A 23,997-nucleotide genomic window follows, 5' to 3' on the forward strand; every position below is an offset into this window, starting at 1 on the left:
TATACTATTTTAATTTACGCCATAAGGTGGTCCGGTTAATGCCTAGTCTTTTGGCGGTATTCGTCTGATTTTCGTTTTCCTCTATAAAAACCTTTCGGATGATGTCCTGTTCAATTTCCTCCAGCGTTCCCTGTAAATTTATCCCTGTTTCATACGTAGTGTCGGCTGCATATATTTCAGTCTCCAGATCATGTGCTTCCACATATGCTGTATTCGTCTGCATGACACACTGGTACATAGTTCTGCGTAATTGATCCACATTGCCCGGCCACATGGATGCTCTGAGCAATTGTTCTGCCTCTGGCCGCAGCCCAACAATCTGCTTTCCGAATTTTTCATTGCATTCATGGATTAAAAGATTGGCAAGACGAATCATATCCTCGCCCCTCTCCTTCAAGTCCGGAATACGGACATGAAGCCGACCACAGAGTTCATATAATGGATAAAGAACGCTGTCTTCCTGAATATCGTTCTCGGGGGTCTTTGCCCAGGACGTAATCAGCCTGGCTTTCGGTGCAGAGTCAAGTAACCACTGCAGTAGCATCTTCTGCTGTTCCGACGTAGTGCAATCTATATTTTTAATATACAGAGTTCCATCCGGCGGTATAGTATTTCCTTCAAATAAACAGCTCCATTGCTGGTCTGAAATTTGCAGGGCATCCACGATCAGCAACGGCGCATGGTGACGTCGGCTTTTAAAATGGATATATTCAGCCATCAATTCCTTTTCCGTGCCTACTCGCCCTTGAATCTCAAAATGTTCATCCATTTCCGATAGCTTCTGAGACTCGTCAATTAATTTCTTCATGGGCTCTGACTTCACCATATCCATATGATTCATATAGGTCATATTCTTTTCAAATGGAAGGATCATCGTAACGCCTTGTATTTCCCGGAATTTCACGTCACTGCTGCTTTTGATCTGGAAGCTGTACAGCGTGCGGTCCGATTGGTCCAGCCGCTCTCCCTCTACTTGCCAGCTCTGCTGGTCTGTTCTGAATGTCCCTTGGAAAAAGCCCTTTTCCTTTAGTACAGAAAAAGCATTCCTTTCCTGGACCATCTGTTCGAAGACTGCTGGATTCGGAGCAGAATGATTGGCAAATACAGTTTTCCCGTTCTCGTCAAATACCACAAACCCGGTAGATGACTCCTTGACAATACGATGCGGAACTATAAATTCGTCCTTCAATCTCTCCATCAATTCATGTATCTTCTTCGCATTCTGAAAAGCCTTTAGCACACTTTCTCTTCCTGATGTCAGGAGCACACCACTTAGTCCGAGCTGCTCAGCCTTGCCCACAGTCACTACATCACCGATAATCATTCTGTATCCCTCAGCTTTAAGGCGGACCAGTAATCCCTCAACGCTATCTTTATCCGTGACGTAAGTGGATATATCCATATCCATGACATCGCATACCGCAGCTGCACCGTGCGCAATTGGCGGAAAACCGACAATCGCTGTTTTTTCATTATAATTTTTAGTCAGTGTCAGCACCCGTAAAATATCGTAGCCCGAGATTTCAATCTCTACTACCGGCACCAAAACTTCCTTTTGTATCATCTCAGCCGTACCGCCTCTGCTGATGATCACATTTACACCGTCTGCTACAGCCTGTTTGGCCAGTCTCAGTCCGGCCTGCAAATCCCCAACCTCTATTTCCAGATCAAATTGCTCTTTTTCCGCCAGTTCGATCATCAGTTCTTTTAATCCTTCATACGGTGCAATTGCCAATACTTTCATTTGGTTCACCCCAGTACTCTCTCTTCTTCGTTTAACAGATTATATTTGCTATTGTAAGTTATACCCCATCACTCATGAATCGTCACCTTCTCTCGAAAAAATTCCAGCATTTCGTTTAACGTTTTTTGTGCTGAATGGACATGATATCGTGAAGAGTATGGGTCACTGAATCCATGTTGTCCGTTACATTGGTATGCGCTGACATTATGGTGGTGATCTAAAGTTGAAATTAGCTCATCTACATCAAATGATGGCTCCTCCTGTGGGAAAAACAGCAGTGTTGGACATTGTGGAGTCAATTCCAAATAATTTCGAATACGTGAACCATAAAATCCTACAATTCCATCGATACCTTTTTCTTCACTACACAGCCAGGCAATCGTTGCCCCTATACTAAACCCGACGATACATATTTTTTTATAGCGATCTCGAATACTTAATAATAGGCTTTTAATTTGAGATGAAGCGTGGGCAAAGCCTACATTTTCCATGAAATTCAGATAGGCAGCTTCTTCTTGCGAATAGTCAAAGGGGGTTTCTCTTCCCAATAAATCTGGGCAAATAACGTCATAGCCCTGATCCGATAATAATTTGCACATATGCTGCATATGCTGGTTAATCCCGTAAATCTCGTGCAGCACAACGATTACGGTGTCCGACTTTTTATCCATGCTTATCATGTTGCACCCCTAACCAGGTTTGAATATGGGAAAACAAGTAGTGTGGATCAATTCCGCAAAAGATCTTTTCAATCAGCAATGCTTACAATAGGAACATTATATCGATTTCGGTGATGGTGGTATATATAGAAACTACGTTGTATGACTTTTTCAAGGGGCATTCATCCAACAATATGAGCACGAATAATATAGCACCATATGCAGTTGCGATTAGCATCGAAATTTATCGATACAAGGGAGTGAAAGAGGATGTACGACAAAATAACTCCGTACTGGCTATAAACCAGCGGAGTTATTAGATCATCCAGCGTTTTTTCCTGCTCCTAGTTCTACACGAAATTCAAGCTGGTCTCGCCTGAAAATTTTACCCGCAATCCTGACCGATTCCGACGTAATCTTCTCTACTATTCCCCCATAATCCTCAAATGTCACGCGTAACTCCTCATCAACGGACACAACGTATACATGCAACTGAACCAAAGCAGCTCCAAACAATTCCATGTCTGTCTTCAATACCTTAAATGTGCGATTCAAAACGATCACCTCAAATATTCCATTCGGTAAACCCTATATGGATTCCTTCTACGCTAGCCATTTCTGTGTATGTTATCCCTTGTTCCACCCAATTTTAATACCGAGTACCTTTATAAATTATCGACGACCACGTTTCCTCGAAATTTAAATTCCATTATAAATCTTATTTTTCAAAATACAGGATATAATGTTTAGACAATCTCCGCAAGTAGGTTTTATAATCCACTTGTTACTACATATATTTAGGAGGAAGTCATGAAAAATATTATATTCAAAAAACTAGGAACAATGATGTTAGCTCTACTCATTGGAGCTTCAGTGTTCTCCTTGTTCCCTACAGTTACAAAAGCTGAGACTACAAACGTAACTTGGACAAATGGATCTACAACAACTACTATTGATCGTGAGAAGGGAGAAACAAGGGACAGAGCGACAGTAGGGAAAACAAATGGGAAATGGTATTGGGAAGTAAAGGTAAACAATGTTGCCTCATTCGTAGGAATAACAGGTGAATCGGACAAACAATATCAAGCATTTTATGGGGCTAGTGGTGAAATTTGGAATAACATCAAATCACCAGTAAAGCTAGCTTACAATTATGGTTTTGGAGTTGGTTACGTTATCGGCATTGCATTGGACTTAGATAACGATAAAATAGTTTGGTACGTTAATGGGGTTTCACGCGGAGCTAATTCCATTAAACCATCTGAACTAGAGGGTACCCAGATTTTCCCTGTTGTTTTAAGCGGAACTGGTCAGAAAATAGGTTTTGAAGCTAACTTTGGAGCAAGCGATTTTAAATATCCTATTCCTGAAGGATTTTTACCTTATCAGGATTCGGGTACATCTACAACACCTGATTCATCTACAACGCCTGGTTCGTCTACAACGCCTGGGTCATCTACAACACCTGGTTCGTCTACAACACCTGGTTCGTCTACAACACCTGGGTCATCTACAACGCCTGGGTCATCTACAACACCTGGTTCGTCTACAACGCCTGGGTCATCTACAACACCTGGTTCGTCTACAACACCTGGTTCGTCTACAACACCTGGGTCATCGGATACAGATGGGGCCTCGCAACCTACTGGTGACCGCGCTATTTTGACTGTTACAATGGACAATGGATTTGATAAGGAATTTGATCTGAGTAAAAAAGAATTGAATGCCTTTATCGCCTGGTATGACGCTAAAGATACTGGCAGAGGTGCTTCATTCTTTGCCATTGATAAGCACAATAATAACAAAGGTCCTTTCAGCAATCGTAAGGACTACGTCATCTTCAACAAAATACTCACGTTCGAAGTAAGCGAGTATTCAACGAAATAAACAACAAGAAGGACTCTATCCGGCTAAAAGCCAGTGGAGTCCTTTTTACATTACTAGACTAAGGTTTGTAAACTGCTTGCCTTCGCCGCTTTTGTGCTGAATAAAATAGATGTACAAAAGAATAGAAAAAGGGAACGGCTATCACCGCTCCCTACACAACTACCGCTATAAAAACTGTCGACTTGGATTTATGATCAGAAATAGACCGCTAACCTTTGTCCGAAGGGCGATCTATTTCCGTTTATGGAAAGAAATTATTAGAATCACCAATGTTGCAAACTCACTCCAAAAAACATTTTAAGCACAATGAAAATCCCCGTCACCCAAATTGAGGTTAACGGGGATTTGGACTTTATTTGGAGTAAAGCTCTTTTGTATCTACAACATTAAAGCTCTATTACTCTCCAGATTTTTAATTCCATCATAACCCTTTTATTTGAATATATAGACATAAATGTTTAGACATTCCTGTAAACAAGTTTTATAATTCACTTGTTATTACATATATTTAGGAGGAAGTCATGAAAAATATTATATTCAAAAAACTAGGAACTATGATGTTAGCTCTACTCATTGGAGCTTCAGTATTCTCATTGTTCCCTACCGTTACAAAAGCTGAGACTACAAATGTGACTTGGACGAATGGATCTACAACAACTACTCTTGGGGCCGCAGGACAAAGCGACAAAGCGACAGTGGGAAAAACAAAAGGAAAATGGTATTGGGAAGTAAAGGTTAGCTACAGTATTTTATTAGTAGGAATAACAGGTGAATCTGGTCCGAAATATCAAGGATACTACGGTATATATGGTGACATTATAAATAATATTACATCAGACGTGAGAAAAACTTACGGTCCTACGTTTGGACTTAATGATGTTATCGGTGTTGCACTGGACTTAGATAACGATAAAATTGTTTGGTATAAGAATGGTGTTTCCCTGGGAGCCAACACCGTTAAACCATCTGAACTAGAAGGATCACAGGTTTTCCCGATGGTCATGAATGGAACATCCGGAACAATGACTTACGAAGCTAATTTTGGAGCAAGTGCTTTTAAATATCCAGTCCCTGAAGGATTTTTACCTTATCAAGATTCGGGTACATCTACAACACCTGGTTCGTCTACAACGCCTGGTTCATCTACAACGCCTGATCCATCTACAACACCTGGGTCGTCTACTACACCTGGTTCATCTACAACACCTGGTTCGTCTACTACGCCTGGTTCGTCTACTACACCTGGTTCGTCTACTACACCTGGTTCGTCTACTACACCTGGTTCGTCTACTACACCTGGTTCGTCTACTACACCTGGTTCGTCTACTACACCTGGTTCGTCTACTACACCTGGTTCGTCTACTACACCTGGTTCATCTACAACGCCTGATCCATCTACAACACCTGGTTCGTCTACTACACCTGGTTCGTCTACTACGCCTGGTTCGTCGGATACAGATGGGTCCTCACAACCTACTGGTGACCGCGCTATTCTGACTGTTACAATGGACAATGGATTTGATAAGGAATTCGATTTAAGTAAAAAAGAACTGAGTGCATTCATCGCTTGGTATGATGCTAAAGATGCTGGCAGAGGTGCTTCATTCTTTGCCATTGATAAGCATAATAATAACAAAGGTCCATTCAGCAATCGAAAAGATTACGTCATCTTCAACAAAATTCTTACATTTGAAGTAAGCGAGTATTCAACTAAATAAACAACAAGAAGGACTCTATCCGGCTAAAATACCAGTGGAGTCCTCGTTATATTTACCCCAAATTCAAACTTTTTCCGGATGAAATATGGACAGTCAAATCTTTATGGATTCCAAACAATCCTTTTTTCGCTTTTGTATAATTACTTAACAAATACAATAAAAAGGGAATTTACGATGAGAAAACTATTACCGATTCTACTTTCTTTATTCTTTCTTCCTTGGTTCGCACAAATAACACATGCTGCGACATCAGAAGCAACTAACTTAATACCTAAGATGACATCAGATACCAGCCCTTCAGGTAAAGTCACCTATAATGCCGCATACAGTGGCCTCGAAGGATATAAAGCGTTTGATGGAAAAGCGAACTATAGCACAGCTGGAAATTATACCGATTGGGGCACACCGCCTAAGGACGGGGGGCTTGCTTATGAGTTTCCAAATCCAAAAATTGTTACCAAATATGTTCTTTATTACGGAGGATACTCTACTAGCAATCCACCAGATGCTGGTAAGGATATGCCTAATACTTGGACTTTTGAGGGGTCTAATAATGGATTGAGTTGGACCGTTCTTGATAATAAAACGAATTATATTTTCACTACTGGTGCTAATGAGTTTTCACTTAATAATAAAGATCAATTTAAATTTTATAAAATAAATATTACTAATAATAATGGAGCAACTGGTAAAAATGTCAATCTATCCATTCATGAAATGGAAATGTGGGGTTATGCCACCTCTGAAGTAACACCCGATCCAGTGGAACCCTCATCAGAACCAGAACAACCAACTGGCGACCGTGCTATTCTAACTGTAACTATGGACAATGGCTTGGATAAGGAATTCGATTTAAGCAAAAAAGAATTGAGTGCATTCATCGCTTGGTATGATGCCAAAGATGCTGGCAGAGGTGCTTCATTCTTTGCCATTGACAAGCACAATAATAACAAAGGACCATTTAGTAACCGCAAGGAATACGTCATCTTTAACAAAATACTCACGTTTGAAGTAAGCGAGTATTCAACTAAATAAACAATTGGAAAGGACTCCATATCGGCTTACATACCAATGAAGTCCTTCTTTATATTCACTCCAAGCCCAATAATCACGCCTTAATTGATATACAGGATACTGCACTTTCTTATACCTAAGGATGTCAAACGTTTTAAAAATCCCCATTTCAACAAAAGACACAGCTTCCAAAAAGCTTGGAGGCTGTGCTTGAGTACACAAAATGATCTCAATCGGGTGTTCGTAAAGGACTGTTCCATAGTCTTTTCAATCAGCTAGCAACAAGAAATCTATACCTGACCCCCAACTTTGCTTGTACTTATATCAATACCTTTAGTGTACACTTTGTTGTTAATAAGACCAATAATGCTGTTAACGATAATAGAGGTAAGTACCGTTAACAACGCTAACCACAACAAGATCAAAATAGATACTTTAGGGAGAAAAACGATACTCTGAAAATAATAATAACAAAAAAAGGTATGGGTTAACCAAATATTCATCGAGTTCTTACCTAAGTAGGCAAAAACTCTTGACAGTTTTAATTTGCTCATCAAATGAATGCTAACAAGGATAAATAATGGAGCGATTATGATATCAATCGTTGTCTTCTCAAACAATTGACTAGTAGTACGAAAGCGAAATAGCACTACAATGATGATCATATCAAATATAATGTTATTGAATACGATGGAACCATAAATTTTACCAATCCATGAATATAATTTATATTTAGCAAAGAACAACCCTATCATGAACGGCAATTGCCAATACATAATACTGTAATAATTTCCTTGTGAATATGAATTATAAAAAACAAGACCGGCAATCAATAGAGTTACCCATGCATTACGTTGAAAAGCCTGGAAGGCAACTGGAAAAATGAGCAGTAACAGAATGTAATCATACAAAAACCACCACTCACCGTTATATGAGCTCGATAATGCTATAAAATTCCGTAAGAAATCCATTATCGAATATTTTGAAATCTGTCGGAATTTCCAAAGAAATATAACCCCACAGGAATGAAAAGCAGAAACACAATCCAGTAATTAATCATTATCTTTTTTAATCTTGTGTAGCTTTTTTGCATTAAATGATCTGGGCTTTGAACATTGCTTTTATATAATCCATAACCACTTAAAAATAAAAAAATAGATATTGCTATTTGACCAAAATGCCCTACATAGAACTCCCCTCGTTCATGAAATAAACTAAATAACGAAACATAGTCATACTTTATTCTTTCAGGAAAAGCAAAGAGATGATGAATCAGAAGCAGTATTACAGCAATACCTTTTGCAATATTTGTTTCTGTAAGCTTTAATTCCCTGTCATAGTGCACAAAATATCCCCTTTTCTAGTTGTAATTGAATAGAGATATATTAGCACAAACAAAAGTTATAAAATATTATTTTGTTAAGAACAGTGACTTATTTCCTTCCGCAGATAAAAGCAAAGTCATTAATCTTGTAGACAAAAGGATTTCCTGTCAAGCACGAAAAACGCTCATTCAACAAAAAATCACGGCCTCCAATAAGCTTGGAAGCCGCGCTGTGCTTACGTTTGTAAAGATGGTTCATTTCATGCTTTCGGATTCTACTGGAACCTTTGTTATTAATATGGAATCTTAGATATGCACCGTGAAAAAGCCATGTTTAATAGTTCCTGATTGTAAACCGGATACTTACGGTTTTGATCCAGCACCCAATTCACAAATCCCAAAGCTCTAACGTAACTATTGTAATCATTTGCATTCACATTAAACTGAAGAATATCCAGCATGATCTGATTTTCTTCATCTGATAATTCCAAGCCCATCTGGCTAAACTGTCTTTGTCGAATTCTCCGGGCGGTAACGTCTTGTATTGCCCTGTGCTGAATGGACACTTGTCCTTTATGTTGACGATAATACAATAAATTTATAGGAAGGTTAGCCATTTGTATTTGAGGCGCTAATCGGTTCCACAGCTCATAGTCTTCCGCATGAGGATAATTACTATCATACTGGATGCCTAGCCGATGAATCATGCTATTGCGTATTATTGTAGCAGGATGGCAGATGCAGCAATGAAAGAGCAACCATGTTCTAATTTCTTCATGACTGGCTGGATTAAATCTAGTCACTCCTCCTATTGAAGTAGTATAAGCGCTACCGCATAGATCAATCGAGGGGTTTTGATCCATAAATGATATTTGCACAGCTAGCCGATCTGGCGTAGAAATATCATCACTATCCATTCGAACGATGTAATCGCCTGTTGCCATATTTAAACCTTCGTTTAGCGTGGCTACCAACCCTCTATTTGGACTATGGAAGATCTTAATTACCCTAGGATCTGTTATTTGTGAAATAAGATGAGCAGATCCATCTGTGGAACCATCATCAATCAGAATTAATTCGAAATCCGAATAGGTTTGAATTAATATACTGTGTATCGCCTCCAAAACAAATGCCGCATTATTATAAACTGGCAGTATAACTGAAGCTCGTGGCATAAAAATCCCCCTCTAGTTAGTAATTTTATAACGATCGATTTTAGTATTTGTGAGAAAAAGTCTCTACGCATTAGCGAAAGATAACTACAAATATTATTAGACACGCTACAATATATGTATTTGGACTACTGGTAGACAGGACTAATCGGTAACAAAAAAGCGCGGCCTCCAATAAGCTTGGAAGCCGCGCTGTGCTTACGATTGTAAGGATGCTGGTGAAGGGAATTGACCCCCCCGGGCTACGCATTACGAGTGCGTCGAAATAGAGTTTTGCTGGGTTTTACAAGGCTCCTATAGCCTATCCACAATAAATAAGGTTCCGTCAGGTATTACAGATATCCGTATTTCGCTTTATTTAGAGTATTCGCTCACCTCAAACGTAAGTATCCGATCATACAGCATGTAGTCCTTGCGGCCGCTGAATGGGCCTTTATTGTTGTCATGATTGTAAATGGCAAAGAATGAAGCGCCTCTACCAGCATCTTTAGCATTTGAGGTTTGATCCAGAAATAGACCGTATCCTCGCTAGAGCGGTCTATTCGTATTATAAGACTAACCAGAATTTGAACTGCTCCCCGTCAAGTAGACAGTACAAAAAATAAAAATGAGTTAAGCGGCCTTGCTCCTGAATTTCATTGGACTGAGGCCGTTTAGTTTCGCTTGTAAACGCTCGTAATTATAAAAGTGGATGTAGTCCTCGATATCCCTTTTGAGATCCTCAAAGGTGTGGTATGTATGCAAATAATACTTTTCGCATTTTAAGGTTCCCCAGAAAGATTCCATGGGACCATTGTCAATGCACCGTCCCACCCGGGACATGCTCTGGGTCATTCTATACTTATCGAGCATCGTTTTGAAATCCAGCGAGGTATACTGGAAACCACGATCGCTATGAAGCATAGGTTTGCTTCCTGGGGCCACTTGCAAGGCCCGTTTTAACGTCTGGAACACAAGCGGATTGTTATTGGAGTGCCCGAATACATAGGAGACAATGGACTTATCATAAAGATCGAGAATCGCGCTTAAATACGCTTTCTGACCATTGCCATACTTGAATTCAGTCACATCAGTTACCCACTTCTCATTTGATGCGGCTGCATGGAAGTTACGGTCTAACAGGTTCTCAGCTACCTGTTGTGGAGTGGAATGTACATATCTCTTTTTCTTCCTGCGGATGACAGACTGGATTCCTTTCACCTTCATCAGACGGTACACGCGCTTGAGGTTAATGGTTTTTCTCGTCTGCTCCCGCATATGCAGGGTTAATTGACGGTACCCAAAGGTACGCTCCACTTTCTCATAAATAGACATCATAACATGCGTAAGCTGCTCATTCTCCTGCTCACGAGAACCGGGCTTGCGATGGAGCCACTTGTAATAGCTTGACCGTGGGATTCCATCAATTTCACAAAGAAGCTGAATGCTGACAGCTGTTTCTTCCCGAAGTGCCTGAATGGCCAGGTAGACGTTCACTTGACGATGTTGGCTTAGCTTCGCCTCCTTTGGACTTCCTGTAACTTTTTTAGAAATGCATTCTCCACCCGAAGCCGTTCTATTTCATATTGCAGCTTCTTCATATTGAGCTTCTGGAGGTCCGCTTCTGTTAACTCTTCCGGCACCTTCTTTCGTCCCCGGCCATCCTTTAACGTATCCTGACCACCATTTTCAAACTTCTTCACCCATTGGTATACCTGCGAGTAGGAGACCTGAAACTGCCCCGCCGTCTTACGGTAATCACGCTGATGTGTAAGGCAATACTGAACAATATCCATCTGTTCCTGCCAGGTTGTAGAACGCCCCTTCGTCATTGCTTTCGCCCCTCCTGTATAAGCTTTTAAGCTGCTATGACGATTATACTGCTTAATCCAGTCGGAGAGTTGTGTTCGACTTGCTATCTTGTATTTATCGATGATCTGGTACTGAGACAATTCCCCCTTCAGGTAATCCTGCACCGCTTGAAGCTTCAGTTCAGCAATGTAGCTTTTATTATAAGTACGAGTTTCTAAACCTTCATAACCATACACTTTGTAACGACGCTTCCATTTCCATAGAGTCACTTTATTCACGCCGTATTTTCTGCTTGCTGCATTAAAACCGATGTCACCTCGTTCAATCTCTTCAAGGATAGCTAATTTTTCCGAAGCAGTAGTATATGATTGTCTGGACATAAAAAACTCCCCTTTCAGTAGCAGGTTTTAACTATTTCACCTGTCTACCGTAAGGGGAGCATATCAATTTCTGGTTGATCTTATAATTTTGCACATTCGATACGTTATTAGCGTACACTAATGCTCCTTTTGAAATATGAATTGTGTACAACATGTTACCCGAAAGTAATTCATTAGGTATAATCTTTAATTTTGAATCATAGATGCTGTAAGTTGCATTGACAACATTCGTTCCGGCAGTAACTTTAATATCTTTGATATTGTTGCCTGCTCCATAGTATTTTAAATCTTCTCAATACTATATCGGTAGACATGTCGATGTATCGCGTATGTTGTCACAAAGCAAAAAGACTCATACACCTATTATGGTATGAGTCTCACACGATATTGGAATAATGATGTAAGAAAAAAGATATCTACAGTTCTATATCCATGGCCTTAAAGCAGTTTCTTTAATATTTTATTTCTGCATATCCTGCTTTAGACCACTCGGTTGAATCTACCGGTAGAATCCACCCATATATTTTATCGCCTGATTTAACTTTTTGTCTTATAAGATCAAGACGTTCACTGCTGGTAGCTTCATATAAAGTCCCTGTTTTTCGTGGAACTTTAGCACTTAAAATATTATCTACACTAGGCGTGTTGTCATTCTTTGTCCAAGCTACTCTTTGATAGTTACTAAGATTAAAAGGATGGTCTAAACCATTAATTGAGAACTTAACACTTGATTTCGTAGTAGATACATCTGTATATGCCGTGTCTTCTTTAAAAATTACTAAATTAGATAATGCTAGCGTTTGACTTAGAGATTGGTTGTAAGTATCAGATGTGACAGTTGTTCCATCTGCAAAAGCAGACAAAGGTGCCAAGACCGACAACAAAAGAGCGGCTGCGGAAAAACATAGGATAGATTTCCTTCCCGATTTCATCTTCATTTTTTAGTCCTCCTTTATAGTACCTTCATCTATAAATATATACTTAATGAATGTCTAAGTAAGGGGAGTTTTGTCTGACATAAAAAATACACATTTAGATTAGGAATCCTTATTCAAGATAATTAGTTTTTTATTCATTAATTTTCCTTTTTTGTATGTTATAATATCATTATTAAGCAATTGCATAAATAAAACAACCCTTTCTGGAGGAAAAATAATGAAGAAATTATTAATTTTTATCTGGTTTATGGTATTTGTGATATTTTTGAAATTAATTAATCTATTTAATGAATATTCCCAAAATCAAATGTCTATTACTTTTAAATATCAACCATATTTAACATATCAGTGGATTTTATACTTTTTACTAGGAATATACTTTTCATTAATTTTCACTGGAAGTTTGAGATTTGTATTCAAAAAAAATATTTTTATCTTTGCCTTCATCCCCTCCCTTTTAGTCATAATTTATTATTTAGCAGTAAATTATCTATCTTCAAATCTTAACTTAATATTTATGTTGTCTGGCTTCTTATTATCGTACAGCTTGTTAGGAGAAAAGAAATAACTTTCAAAAAAAGGACTCATACCAGTTCAAGAAGCTGGTATGAGTTCTTATTATTATTTCACTATAAATCTTACCTTTGTTCCATCAGCGTATTTATCTAACTGATGACTTACCCATGATCCTGCTCCCTGATTATTGCTGCCGGTTTAGCATAGACGCCTTGCACAGAAAAAATAGCCGCCAGTAAAAATACAATTAATCCTCTTGCGATTCCTTTTATCTAATGACACTTCCATAATAATTTATATCTTCTCAATACTATATTGGGAGACATGTCAAAGTATCGCGTACGTTGTCATAAAACAAAAACTTGGAGCCTAATAACCAGAAAAAATACTTTGCTATGTTAAATAAAAATCCTCATTTCAAATTTATTTGAATACAGACATTTACCTTTGGACAAATTTTGGAATATACTGTATTATTTTTATGGGTTTAATTTCTAAGGAGGGAAAAACATGAAAAAAATAGTTATACCTACATTGTTGTCTTTACTATTATTATTTTGTTTTGCCTCAAACACCTCTGCAGCTACTATAAAAGGGACTTTACTTTCAAACCCTGAGAAAGGTTGGCAAAGAATCAAACCAAATAATGAGAATTTCACGTATACGGGACAATATCAGCACCTGGACCAAAATTACTATCAATCAAAATGGCAAACATCAGGCTCTGCAATCAAGTTTAATTTCATTGGTAGCAAAATGCGCTATATTATGAACACTTGGTGGTCAAATTCAGCAAATATAACAATAAAAATAGACGGAAAACCTGTTGTAACTAACCTTGATACAAGAGGAAAAGATGAAGGATTAGCAAAGATAGGTTTTGAAGTGCTTAACCTTGAATTTAAAGAACATTATGTAGAGATCATTAATAACAGAAGTGAGTATTTAATTAACAGGGGAATCGATTTTGATGATACGGGCGAAATTAAACCGTACAACCCAGTTATCACACCACCGGTTAAACCCGTTCCCTCAGTGCCACTTGATCTAAAAGCAACTTCAGAAAATTTAAAAATAATACTTAATTGGACAGCTGATTCTGGAGCAATCAGCTACAATGTAAAACGTTCAACAACAAAGAGTGGACCTTACACCACTATAGCTACTAGCGTCACTGAATCTACTTACTCTGATATTAATGTAGTAAATGGAACTACCTACTACTATGTCGTAAGTGCCCTTAATTCTGCTGGAGAAAGCAACAATTCATATGAGGTTTCAGCTACTCCTGTTCCTAGCAGCGATCCTACTCCCTCTCCTGGTCCATCAGGTGATAGAGCAATCTTGGTTGTAACTATGGACACAGGACTTGATAAAGAATTCGATCTGAGTAAGAAAGAACTGGAATCTTTCATTCAATGGTATGACGCTAAAGACGCTGGTAGAGGCCCTTCATTCTTTGCCATTGATAAGCACAATAACAACAAAGGACCATTCAGCAACCGTAAAGACTACGTAATCTTCAACAAAATCCTTACATTTGAAGTAAGTGAGTATTCAACTAAATAAACCACAAAGGGCTCCTTACTAGCTATATACCAGCGGAGTCCTTTTTCACACTTACTCTAAATTCAAACTGATTACGGAAGAAATAAAATCCGTTTATCTTGATGAATTCCGGCATGATCTTCTCCACTGGACCGCCGTAGTTCACAATATCTATCAAGTCCTCGCCCAACGGCTGGACTACATATACTCTTACCCTGCTTAATACAGCTGCAAACAGTTCTATATCCGATCTCAACACTTTATATGTATGGTTCAAGCTGATCACCTCAAAATAGCTAGTCGTGATCGGTGTAGAAATTCCTTCAACGAAAAAAAAGACTCTGCCAGCATTACGCCAGTAGAGCCGTCTTTGAATCAAAGATAGGGTGTAGCACCCAACGAAATTACACCCAAAATGCTTTAGTGATGATAACCAACAGGATGAAGAGCACCAAAATTGCCGCTGTAGAAGTCCACACACCGCCGCCATATCCACCTGTACCTGCACCTTCATATGCACCCATGCCTTTAACCTCCTTTATTTGTCGTCACCTTAATATATGTACAGATACGTTCTGTGATAGGGCATACAGGCAAATAAAAAACACCTTTTGTAAATAATTATAATGTTCTACCACACTAACTATATGACAAAGGTAATCGAAGTGAGAAAATCATTATCTCCTTTTCCTCGCAACCAACTGGTGACCGCGCTATTCTGACTGTAACGATGGACAATGGTTTTGATAAGGAATTCGATCTTAGTAAAAAAGAACTGGATGCCTTCATCGCTTGGTATGACGCTAAAGATGCTGGTAGAGGTGCTTGAAGTAAGCGAGTATTCAACTAAATAAAACGACAGGAGGACTCTATCCGGCTATATGCCAGTGGAGTCTTTTTACATCTACTCATTTCACTAGACTAAAGGGTAGAAAAATGGTAGAAGATTGTCCAAAATCACAAAAAAGCGCGACCTCCAAAAAGCTTGGAAGCCGCGCTGTGCTTGAGTTTAATAGGATGCTGGTGAAGGGAATTGAACCCCCGGCCTACGCATTACGAGTGCGTTGCTCTACCCCTGAGCTACACCAGCGAGTCAGGTTAAGCTGACAACAAAAACTATTATACTCTTCCTTACATAAAAATCAATGACTTACATCCATTTTTTCAACTAGGATTTGGATTTAGTTCGGTGACGTTCCCTGTTCCTATCCCTGTGCCAGATAGCTTATCTGCGACGGAACGGAGCTTTTGACGGCTGGAGGAAGGCTTGTCACGGCGGTCGTCGATTTTGACCGAGGTGGAGACGCGCTTGGCACCTGACAGGAATGGCGCTTCGTGCAGCGCTGCAATGGCGGTAAACACATCGTCCAACGAGCCTTCAATAATCGTACTCATAGAGGTAAGCTCGTAGGTAATTCCTTTTTGCGTCTTTAACACTTTTTGCATCTGGGCAACATAGTCGCTCAGGCTGGTACTGCCCGTTCCAATCGGGATTACAGTCACTTCTGCAATGGCCATCGAGGTGTGCCTCCTTTATTTTTGAACTCATGCTTCACTTTTAAACAAGGCCATATGTATGCTGATATACTGATTGTTTCTGAAAGAAACCTCTCTATCATTTATTGTACCGTTCACACAGCCTCAATTCAAATACAGCCCGCGCTTCCTCTGCATATTTCGATTTTCCATTCCTTTTCCTTTACGTATGGCTGCGAATGTTGCTATAATACTCCTTGCACTTATTTGAAATTTTAAGTTTATAAACACAATATGTTGGGTTAGATATTCATAACGCTTCTAAATATAGTGATGTAGCCGATAAATTGCATGAGAACCAACTTTCTCCTCCTTCATTAGCAAGCGCATCGCTATTTCTATTGTTATGGGATTACATACAGCCCCAAAATGCTGTCGCTTTTTTCATTTTTACCTCTGTCAACATGTTCATTCTTCATGTCTATTCCCTAAGTATGTACTCCAAATCAGGAAAGCGAGGAATTAATCCTATGCCACAACTCGTAACAAAACCAAACAACCGCCAGTTGGCTTTTGATGAAATACGCATTTCCGTATATGCCGACCGTGTGCTCAGCGGATTGGACAAGCTGGATAAAGATCGCCTCATCCGCGGTGTAACCAGCAAGCTGCGCCGGGACGAAGTCACGGGAGATGAAATCAGCAACGCATTTGTGATGGCCGCACTTGAGCTGGTCAGCAAGGAAGAACCGGACTGGAAATTCGCCGCTGCGCGTGCTTTGCTCACTTCCTTATATAAAAAAGCAGCGACCCATCGCCGTTACAAATCCTATGCAGACGAGCCTTACGGCGCCTTTTACCCATTGATCACAGAACTGGTCGAAAAGGGAATCTACCGTCAGGAATTGCTCGACTACTACACCAAGGAGCAAATTGATGAGTTGGGCGCTTCCATTTTGCCGAAAAATGACCTGCTATTCGATTATATCGGGCTGCTGACGCTGTCTGAGCGCTATTTGGCAAACGATTTTGACGGACGTGTGATGGAACTGCCACAGGAACGCTACATGATCATCGCGATGTATCTGATGCACCAGGAGCCTGCGGACAAGCGTATGGAGTTGGTCAAGGAAGCTTACTGGGCGATGAGCAACATGTACATGACCGCTGCTACACCAACGATGTCCAATGCGGGAAAAAAGGTGGCCGGACAGCTGTCCAGCTGCTTTATCGATACGGTAGACGACTCGCTGGAAGGTATTTTCGATTCCAATACCGATGTAGCCCGTCTCAGCAAAATGGGCGGCGGTATCGGCGTATACCTCGGTAAAGTACGGGCTCGCGGCTCCGATATCCGCGGGCATAAAAATACAAGCTCCGGCGTGATTCCATGGATTCGCCAGCTGAACAATACGGCGGTCAGCGTAGACCAATTGGGTACACGCAAAGGCGCGATTGCCGTTTATCTGGACGTATTCCACAAGGACATTCTTGCCTTCCTTGACCTGAAGCTGAACAACGGTGACGAGCGGATGCGTGCACATGACGTGTTCCACGGCGTATGTCTGCCCGATCTGTTCATGGAGCAGGTCGAAGCACGCGGCGAATGGAACCTGTTTTGCCCGCATGAAGTGAAGAAGGTCATGGGCTGGAAGGACGAAAACGGACGTCCACTGGGGCTGGAGGATTTTTATGATGAGTCCTTTGGTGCCGGCTCCTTCCGCGAGAAATATGAGGAAGCGTCGCAGCATCCGATTCTCTCCCGTATCACGGTGCCTGCCATCGACATCATGAAACGCCTGATGAAATCGCAGCTGGAGACAGGTACGCCGTACATGTTCTACCGCGATACGGTAAACCGGGCCAATCCGAACCGGGCCCACGGTATGGTGTATTCCTCCAACCTGTGTACGGAAATTATGCAAAACCAATCTCCAACCGTGGTGGAAAAAGAGGAATTGGTGACGAAGGACGGACAAACACGCATTGTCATTTCCAAAATCCCTGGCGACTTCGTTGTCTGCAACCTGAACTCCATCCATCTGGCTCGCGCCGTTCCGGCAGGGGTATTGGATCGTCTTGTACCGATTCAGGTACGCATGCTGGATAATGTCATTGATATCAATAATATTGAAGTGCTGCAAGCACAATATACGAACAGCCAATACCGCGCAGTCGGTCTGGGCACGTTTGGTCTGCATCACCTGCTCGCACTCGAAGGCATCCGTTGGGAGTCCGATGAAGCGGTCACCTATAACGATCATTTGTATGAAAAAATCAACTATTTAGCCGTTAAATCCAGCATGGAGCTGGCAAAGGAAAAAGGGCGTTATGCCAAATTTGAGGGTTCTGACTGGTCAACCGGGCATTATTTTACATCCCGAGGCTATACGGACGGTACGCGTGAAGGCAAATTCGTCACCTCGTCCGAGTGGAGCGAGCTTGCCGAAGAGGTCAAACAAAACGGCATTCGCAACGCATGGCTGTTCGCCATCGCCCCTAACGGTTCCACGTCGATCATTGCAGGTTCTACGGCTAGTATCGATCCATTGTACGAGTTGCTTTCCTATGAAGAGAAAACAACCTACAAGATCGCGAATCCTGCACCGGACTTGAACGAAAAGACCATCTGGTACTACAAAACGGCTTTCTTGCTGGATCAGCATGCTTCGATCAACATGGCATCTGCACGTCAGCGGCATATTGACCAAGGCCAAAGCTTTAACCTGTACGTACGTCCGGATATTAAAGCTACCGAATTTTTAGAGCTGCACATCCATGCCTGGAAATCAGGTATGAAATCGACCTATTACGTACGCAGCCGCGCACTGACGATTGAAGAATGCGAAAGCTGCGCATCCTAAACTAAAGGAGAGAAGCTCTGATGCAGTTACAAAAGATTTTTAACACGGAAGCGCCTAACCGCTCTACCCGTATTATTGAAGGCGAAAACTCCGGCATTCTGAACTGGAACGATATTCGGATGCCGCATATGTACAAGCTCTATAAAGTACTGCTGCTCAACCACTGGATTCCGGATGAAATTCCGATGTCCAAGGACGCTTCCCAGTTTCCTATGCTGGATGCCGAAGAACAGCGCACATTCAAAATTAACATCGGCCTGCTGGCTGTGCTGGATTCCATGCAAACGATGTTTGTCGGAGATGTAAAACGCTATTTTACCGATTCCTCGCTGGAAGCTATCTCGGCCATTATCGGACAACAGGAAGTGGTGCATAACCAGTCCTATTCCTACGTTCTGTCCTCCCTGGTATCGGAGCAGGAGCAAAAGGAAATTTTTGAATACTGGAAAAATGATCCTGTCCTGCTGGAACGTAACACATTTATCTCGGATATTTACCAGGAGTTCCGTGATAAGCAGAACCCACAGACCTTTTTCCAGGCGATGGTAGCCGATTTGATTCTGGAAGGCATTTTCTTTTACAGTACATTCGCCTTCTTCTACAATTTGGCCCGTGACCAAAAAATGATGGCCACCAGCCAAATGATCTCATATATTCAGCGCGATGAAAATCAGCATTGCTACTTCTTTGCCGAAGTGTTCAAGCAGCTATTGGCCGATTTCCCTGAGCTGAATACCAAGGAAAATATGGACTATGTCTATCGTATGATCAACCGTGCTGTGGAGCTGGAAACGAATTGGGCGCATTATACGCTCAAGGAGGTTCGCGGCATCGACTTGAACGAGCTGAGCGATTATATCAAATATATGGCGAATATGCGCCTGAGACTGCTTGGTATGGACAAAGCTTATGAAGGTGTAGATGTAAATAGTATGCCTTGGATCAAGCCGTTTTCGGATGAAGCGCTAAATGCGACAAAAACAGACTTTTTCGAAGCAAAATCACGCAATTATGGCAAGGTCGGAGATGACAACGGATTTGACGATTTGTAAGTAGCAAAATACAGCCTTAACTCGGTATCTTCGGGTTAAGGCTTTTTTTCATGTCCCCGCGCCACATCAACAGCAATCACTAAACAATCCGCCTCCTGTCTCATTTCTTCTACAGGCAAATTGTTTAATACCCCTCCGTCGACCAGCATCTTGCCTTCATGCATCACAGGAGCGAATAAGCCGGGAAACGCCATCGTAGCCCGCAGTGCTGTCACCAAATCACCTTGTTCAAAAACGATCTGCTTGCCTTCCAGTAGATCGACAGAAACAGTTTTAAAACGGATAGGAAGCTCCTCGATCTTCTGCGTATGCTGCCCATACTGTTGCAACAGCTCATTCACCACCGTATTCATACTGTTGCCGGCAATTAAACCACGATGGCGTATGCCGATATCCAGCAAGCGGTATTTAGGTGTCTTTTTAATACAGTCCAATAGAGCATCCGCAGGAACACCCGCCGCATAAAGCCCTCCAACGATGCCGCCCATACTCGTACCAACGATACAATCGACCTGAATCCCATGTCTTTCGAACGCTTTCAGCACCCCCAGATGAGCAAGTCCTCTGACTGCCCCACCACCCAAAACCAATCCTACCTTCGGCATATGCGCAACCCCTTTACCTGTATTTTATTTACTGAATGCATTCAAACACACAGAAGACCCAAAAACTAAACGCAAGGAGACCTGCTCCCTCTTCTCACGAATGATTCATATCCTTTGATGGGAGCACTCTCCGGCTGCGTAATGACACGATAGGAAACTTTTCCATACGGCTTATATAAAAGCCTCGCTCAGAAAATTGTAAAGCAACCCTTTTTCCTCGTCAGAAAGATCCGAAATGGATTGCAGAAAACGGGAGACCAGCTCCGTAATTTCAAGGCCCAATTCATCGTTTATTGTTTGTACAGCCATGCCTAGCACAGTGCCAACAAACATGGTCATGCCCATTTCCTTGCTTGGGGCTGTAAGGACAATCTGCTGAATCCAGGGACCTGTTTTACCTCCCAGCTTCTTCAAGTACATCAAAAGCAGCCCTATAATATAAGCGCAAAAATTGATTCTGACGCTAGCTTCAGGAATTTCAGCCCAAATTTTTCGGACAGCCTCATTGAGGCTTGTGTTGTTCAAATCTTTAAGCAATTCTGAAATGTTCTCGACAGTTTTTTTCCAATCCACCAGATCGACTAATTTATTCCGGGACTGGTTGAACAATTCCGAAGCTTTATCTGTAGGCACAAATACGACCTGAGAACGCCCGGTTACCTTGGCATTCACCTCATAGCTGCGCGTAATAAAACCGAGCTTTTCTATTTCTTTCAGCATGTCATAGGCCGTCCATTTGCTAACGCCTAATGATTTAGCCAAGGCTTCGTAATGAATGGGTAAATTCGTTTTTTGATACAAATCCACCAATGTATGAAGAAATTGCAGACGACGTTTAGTAAGTGGCACGGTAGTGTTGTATACCTCCCTGTGTATTCTATATGAATACGTTCTTGGGTTTTTTGTGTCTAAATCTTAGCACTGAATATCTATATAATCAAGCAGCAGGAGCATTCCAGATTCCTCCGTACAGCAAGCTGTACTCGGCACATTTTCTTTTTAATCCGACTGTGTTATATTTTTATTCATACTAATTTTTTGGTTTTTTTGGTCTTTACGGTCTTTTGTGTGATTATTTCATTGGAGGGAAACCTACATGCAATCAGCTCTCAACCTGAACGGGGTTACAATTACAGGTACAGGATTCTACGTTCCGACCTCTCTATTAACCAATGTGGAATTAGCCGCATCTCTGGACACATCCGATGAATGGATCAGCCAGCGAACGGGCATCCGTCAGCGATATATTGCAGAAGCATCCACGGACACCTCTGACCTTGCCGTCGCTGCTGCAGCCCAGGCTTTAAGCCGTGCCCATTTATCCCTTGAAGATGTGGATCTCATTGTCGTGGCGACTTCAACTCCTGATTATGCCTTCCCCTCCACCGCCATGCTGGTCAAGCAAAAGCTCGGAAGCCGCGCACCTGCATTCGACTTATCGGCAGCCTGCTCCGGTTTTGTGTACGCTCTTTCAGTCAGCAGCGACATGATGAAATCGGGCGCCTACCACAATGCTCTGGTGATTGGAGCAGACAAGTTCTCCAAAATCATAGATTGGCAGGACCGTAATACTGCTGTCCTGTTTGGAGATGGTGCGGGCGCTGTCGTCCTTCAATCTCGCCCGGGCGCTTTCCCGTGCTTCTCCTTGCTGGGCTCGGAAGAACGTGGGGCAGAAGCACTGACATCCCCGGTTACAGGCCCCATCACCATGCAAGGTCGAGAGGTTTTCAAGTTCGGGGTGCGTATTGTGGAATCCATGCTAACTAAAGCGCTGGAAACATTGAATTTAAGCATTGATGATATTGCTTTAATCATTCCACATCAAGCCAACATTCGAATCATCGAGAGTGCCGCTGGCAAAATGAACATTCCTCTGGATAAATTTTTTGTAAATATCGAAAATTACGGAAATACGTCTGCGGCTTCTATTCCCATTGCACTTGCGGAAGCCATGGAACAAAAGCTCGTTCGTAGTGGTGATATTGTGATGCTGATGGGCTTCGGGGCGGGTTTGGCATGGGGCGTACAGGTCATCCAGATCGCATGAATTCTATACTTAACAGAAAAAGCCTCGGTCCAGTTCTATGAACCAGCTGTGCCCTTTGAGGATGGTTTCAGAAGAAACGAACTAAGGTTCTTGCGTATAAGCAGTCCCGGAACATTGCATTTTGAAAAGGAGATGAACCTGACGACGGTTATCGGGTAGGCCATCTCCTTTTTCCCCCTTTATCCAGGATGTTCGAGATACAATTTAAAATAGTCGCATGCCCAGAACCTGAAAAGTTCACCTTCATCCGGCGTGGCGCATACATATAACTAGGACTGTGTATTGAGGATCTTCAAGACGGGGGCATCAACGCTGTTTTTACCTGCTTCGTATAAGAGGGATAGCCGCCCGTATGCTGGAGCATCTCGATTTCACGTAGAATACGCGGCAAGTCAGCGATCGAGTTCATGACAATATGAGCTCCTGCCCTTTTTAATCCGTAAACGCTCTGTCTGCGTCGTTCTTCTGCCACTCTGTCGTCTATTTCACGGCTGCTTGTTTGCGCTGCGATTAGCGCGCTATCGCTATGGTTCAACACACCGATTGTCCATACGCCTGCATTCCTTCCCTCTTGCATATCGGCTGCCGTATCTCCTACTTTCACAATATCGCTGAGCGGAAATACCTGCAAACGATGTGCAATTTCGTAGATCATCCACGGGTAAGGACGTCCCTGCGACACTTCACAAGGGGCTACCATACAATCCAGCGTATAGGGTGACTGTGCAGGCGAGAAAATAGGCCCCAACATCTCCATCGGGCAGGCTGCGGTGGCACCTGACTGAATACGACGATCCTGCAATTCATGCAGCGCCTTGTCTATACCAATCGCGGGCTCGGCTCCTTGAATCAAGGAACGGAGAACCGGGACAAGCTCAAGATAAATATGCTCAATATCCGTTCTCCCGGGATGTGTACCGAAACGCTCCAGCCACTTTTTTCGAACCTCTGAGAGTCCCAGCACATTGGCAATATGGTCACGGATCGGCAGCCCTCGCCCATGAGATACCTGCTCTTCGGTTACTTGTACACCTTTCCATCTGAAAATATCAAGCATTCCCTGGATTAGCCCCCGTCCTCCGGGGTCCAACAATGTACTTTCGAGATTAAAAATAACCGCCTGTATCATGCAATCCCCGCCTCTCCGTACCGCGGCTATCCGCAATCTTTATTGCTTAGGAACATGATACACAGCTAACGTAAACTGAAATGCCGTAAACCGTAAGCGGATTGTAATAGAAATTAATTCCTTGTTTGGTTGT

General features: G+C 41.9%; 21 protein-coding genes, 1 tRNA gene and 2 pseudogenes. 8 read left to right on the forward strand and 16 right to left on the reverse strand.

Going from position 1 to position 23,997, the window contains the following annotated elements; all coding sequences use genetic code 11:
- Positions 1 to 4 precede the first annotated feature (4 nt).
- The 3 genes from B4V02_RS22555 to B4V02_RS22565 form a co-directional block, all read right to left on the reverse strand.
- On the reverse strand, positions 5 to 1,744 hold the full coding sequence (locus tag B4V02_RS22555) for a sigma-54-dependent transcriptional regulator (RefSeq protein ID WP_244188387.1): 1,740 nt from the start codon (positions 1,742 to 1,744) through the stop codon (positions 5 to 7).
- A 68-nt stretch (positions 1,745 to 1,812) separates the two neighbouring features.
- The gene (locus B4V02_RS22560) at positions 1,813 to 2,424 is read right to left on the reverse strand and encodes a dienelactone hydrolase family protein (RefSeq protein ID WP_094156504.1); all 612 of its coding nucleotides are present in this window, start codon (positions 2,422 to 2,424) and stop codon (positions 1,813 to 1,815) included.
- 300 nt (positions 2,425 to 2,724) lie between these two features.
- Positions 2,725 to 2,967 (reverse strand): hypothetical protein, encoded by a 243-nt coding sequence (locus B4V02_RS22565; protein ID WP_425270778.1) that lies wholly within the window; start codon positions 2,965 to 2,967, stop codon positions 2,725 to 2,727.
- Between the two features lie 246 nt (positions 2,968 to 3,213).
- Between B4V02_RS22565 and B4V02_RS22570 the strand changes: the two genes are divergently transcribed.
- From B4V02_RS22570 to B4V02_RS22580, 3 genes are all read left to right on the forward strand, one after another.
- A complete protein-coding gene (locus B4V02_RS22570) occupies positions 3,214 to 4,290 on the forward strand; it encodes an SPRY domain-containing protein (RefSeq protein WP_094156505.1) in 1,077 nt (358 codons plus the stop codon).
- Between the two features lie 521 nt (positions 4,291 to 4,811).
- Positions 4,812 to 6,008, forward strand: coding sequence for an SPRY domain-containing protein (locus B4V02_RS22575; RefSeq protein ID WP_094156506.1), 1,197 nt, complete (start codon positions 4,812 to 4,814; stop codon positions 6,006 to 6,008).
- A gap of 174 nt (positions 6,009 to 6,182) precedes the next feature.
- Entirely contained in the window at positions 6,183 to 7,043 is an 861-nt protein-coding gene (locus B4V02_RS22580) for a ran-binding protein 10 (RefSeq protein ID WP_167383778.1), read from the forward strand.
- 949 nt (positions 7,044 to 7,992) lie between these two features.
- Here B4V02_RS22580 and B4V02_RS26830 read toward each other — a convergent pair.
- From B4V02_RS26830 to B4V02_RS22610, 6 genes and pseudogenes are all read right to left on the reverse strand, one after another.
- Positions 7,993 to 8,367 (reverse strand): acyltransferase family protein, encoded by a 375-nt coding sequence (locus tag B4V02_RS26830; protein WP_244188388.1) that lies wholly within the window; start codon positions 8,365 to 8,367, stop codon positions 7,993 to 7,995.
- Between the two features lie 272 nt (positions 8,368 to 8,639).
- Positions 8,640 to 9,521, reverse strand: coding sequence for a glycosyltransferase family 2 protein (locus B4V02_RS22590; RefSeq protein WP_094156507.1), 882 nt, complete (start codon positions 9,519 to 9,521; stop codon positions 8,640 to 8,642).
- A 351-nt stretch (positions 9,522 to 9,872) separates the two neighbouring features.
- Positions 9,873 to 10,013: pseudogene (locus B4V02_RS26835) on the reverse strand (fibronectin type III domain-containing protein); the annotation flags it as partial.
- Positions 10,014 to 10,130: 117 nt separating this feature from the next.
- Positions 10,131 to 10,994 (reverse strand): IS3 family transposase, encoded by an 864-nt coding sequence (locus B4V02_RS22600; RefSeq protein WP_094156508.1) that lies wholly within the window; start codon positions 10,992 to 10,994, stop codon positions 10,131 to 10,133.
- A gap of 14 nt (positions 10,995 to 11,008) precedes the next feature.
- Positions 11,009 to 11,689: a helix-turn-helix domain-containing protein gene (locus B4V02_RS22605; protein ID WP_094156509.1), complete on the reverse strand. Its 681-nt coding sequence runs from the start codon at positions 11,687 to 11,689 to the stop codon at positions 11,009 to 11,011.
- 452 nt (positions 11,690 to 12,141) lie between these two features.
- On the reverse strand, positions 12,142 to 12,627 hold the full coding sequence (locus B4V02_RS22610) for a hypothetical protein (protein ID WP_094156510.1): 486 nt from the start codon (positions 12,625 to 12,627) through the stop codon (positions 12,142 to 12,144).
- Positions 12,628 to 13,653: 1,026 nt separating this feature from the next.
- Here B4V02_RS22610 and B4V02_RS26840 point away from each other — a divergent pair.
- On the forward strand, positions 13,654 to 14,712 hold the full coding sequence (locus tag B4V02_RS26840) for a fibronectin type III domain-containing protein (protein ID WP_244188389.1): 1,059 nt from the start codon (positions 13,654 to 13,656) through the stop codon (positions 14,710 to 14,712).
- Positions 14,713 to 14,734: 22 nt separating this feature from the next.
- Here B4V02_RS26840 and B4V02_RS22625 read toward each other — a convergent pair whose 3' ends face one another.
- The gene (locus B4V02_RS22625; protein WP_094157072.1) at positions 14,735 to 14,968 is read right to left on the reverse strand and encodes a hypothetical protein; all 234 of its coding nucleotides are present in this window, start codon (positions 14,966 to 14,968) and stop codon (positions 14,735 to 14,737) included.
- A 127-nt stretch (positions 14,969 to 15,095) separates the two neighbouring features.
- Positions 15,096 to 15,215, reverse strand: coding sequence for a hypothetical protein (locus tag B4V02_RS22630; RefSeq protein WP_007428523.1), 120 nt, complete (start codon positions 15,213 to 15,215; stop codon positions 15,096 to 15,098).
- 164 nt (positions 15,216 to 15,379) lie between these two features.
- On the opposite strand from B4V02_RS22630, the pseudogene B4V02_RS27255 reads away from it, so the two are divergent.
- Positions 15,380 to 15,517, forward strand: a pseudogene (locus B4V02_RS27255) (SPRY domain-containing protein); the annotation flags it as partial.
- A gap of 192 nt (positions 15,518 to 15,709) precedes the next feature.
- Here B4V02_RS27255 and B4V02_RS22635 read toward each other — a convergent pair.
- A tRNA-Thr gene (locus B4V02_RS22635) sits at positions 15,710 to 15,781 on the reverse strand.
- A gap of 74 nt (positions 15,782 to 15,855) precedes the next feature.
- Positions 15,856 to 16,209, reverse strand: a complete 354-nt coding sequence (locus B4V02_RS22640; RefSeq protein WP_010347729.1) for an MTH1187 family thiamine-binding protein — start codon at positions 16,207 to 16,209, stop codon at positions 15,856 to 15,858.
- Between the two features lie 488 nt (positions 16,210 to 16,697).
- Here B4V02_RS22640 and B4V02_RS22645 point away from each other — a divergent pair, with 488 nt between their 5' ends.
- Positions 16,698 to 19,031 carry a ribonucleoside-diphosphate reductase subunit alpha gene (locus B4V02_RS22645; RefSeq protein WP_094156512.1) on the forward strand — a complete coding sequence of 778 codons (2,334 nt, stop codon included), beginning with the start codon at positions 16,698 to 16,700 and terminating at the stop codon, positions 19,029 to 19,031.
- Positions 19,032 to 19,051: 20 nt separating this feature from the next.
- Complete coding sequence (locus B4V02_RS22650) at positions 19,052 to 20,083, forward strand: ribonucleotide-diphosphate reductase subunit beta (protein ID WP_094156513.1); 1,032 nt, start codon at positions 19,052 to 19,054, stop codon at positions 20,081 to 20,083.
- Between the two features lie 35 nt (positions 20,084 to 20,118).
- On the opposite strand, the gene B4V02_RS22655 is transcribed toward B4V02_RS22650, so the two are convergent.
- Together B4V02_RS22655 and B4V02_RS22660 are read right to left on the reverse strand one after the other, a co-directional pair.
- Positions 20,119 to 20,688 (reverse strand): patatin-like phospholipase family protein, encoded by a 570-nt coding sequence (locus B4V02_RS22655; RefSeq protein WP_244188390.1) that lies wholly within the window; start codon positions 20,686 to 20,688, stop codon positions 20,119 to 20,121.
- 171 nt (positions 20,689 to 20,859) lie between these two features.
- Positions 20,860 to 21,537, reverse strand: coding sequence for a MarR family transcriptional regulator (locus B4V02_RS22660; RefSeq protein WP_094156514.1), 678 nt, complete (start codon positions 21,535 to 21,537; stop codon positions 20,860 to 20,862).
- A gap of 247 nt (positions 21,538 to 21,784) precedes the next feature.
- Here B4V02_RS22660 and B4V02_RS22665 point away from each other — a divergent pair, with 247 nt between their 5' ends.
- The gene (locus tag B4V02_RS22665) at positions 21,785 to 22,735 is read left to right on the forward strand and encodes a beta-ketoacyl-ACP synthase III (RefSeq protein ID WP_094156515.1); all 951 of its coding nucleotides are present in this window, start codon (positions 21,785 to 21,787) and stop codon (positions 22,733 to 22,735) included.
- 292 nt (positions 22,736 to 23,027) lie between these two features.
- Here the strand turns inward: B4V02_RS22665 and B4V02_RS22670 are convergent, their stop codons facing one another.
- The gene (locus B4V02_RS22670) at positions 23,028 to 23,864 is read right to left on the reverse strand and encodes an HAD hydrolase-like protein (RefSeq protein WP_094156516.1); all 837 of its coding nucleotides are present in this window, start codon (positions 23,862 to 23,864) and stop codon (positions 23,028 to 23,030) included.
- Positions 23,865 to 23,997: the final 133 nt, after the last annotated feature.

The organism is Paenibacillus kribbensis, assembly GCF_002240415.1.
GTDB classification, from domain to species: Bacteria; Bacillota; Bacilli; order Paenibacillales; family Paenibacillaceae; genus Paenibacillus; species Paenibacillus kribbensis.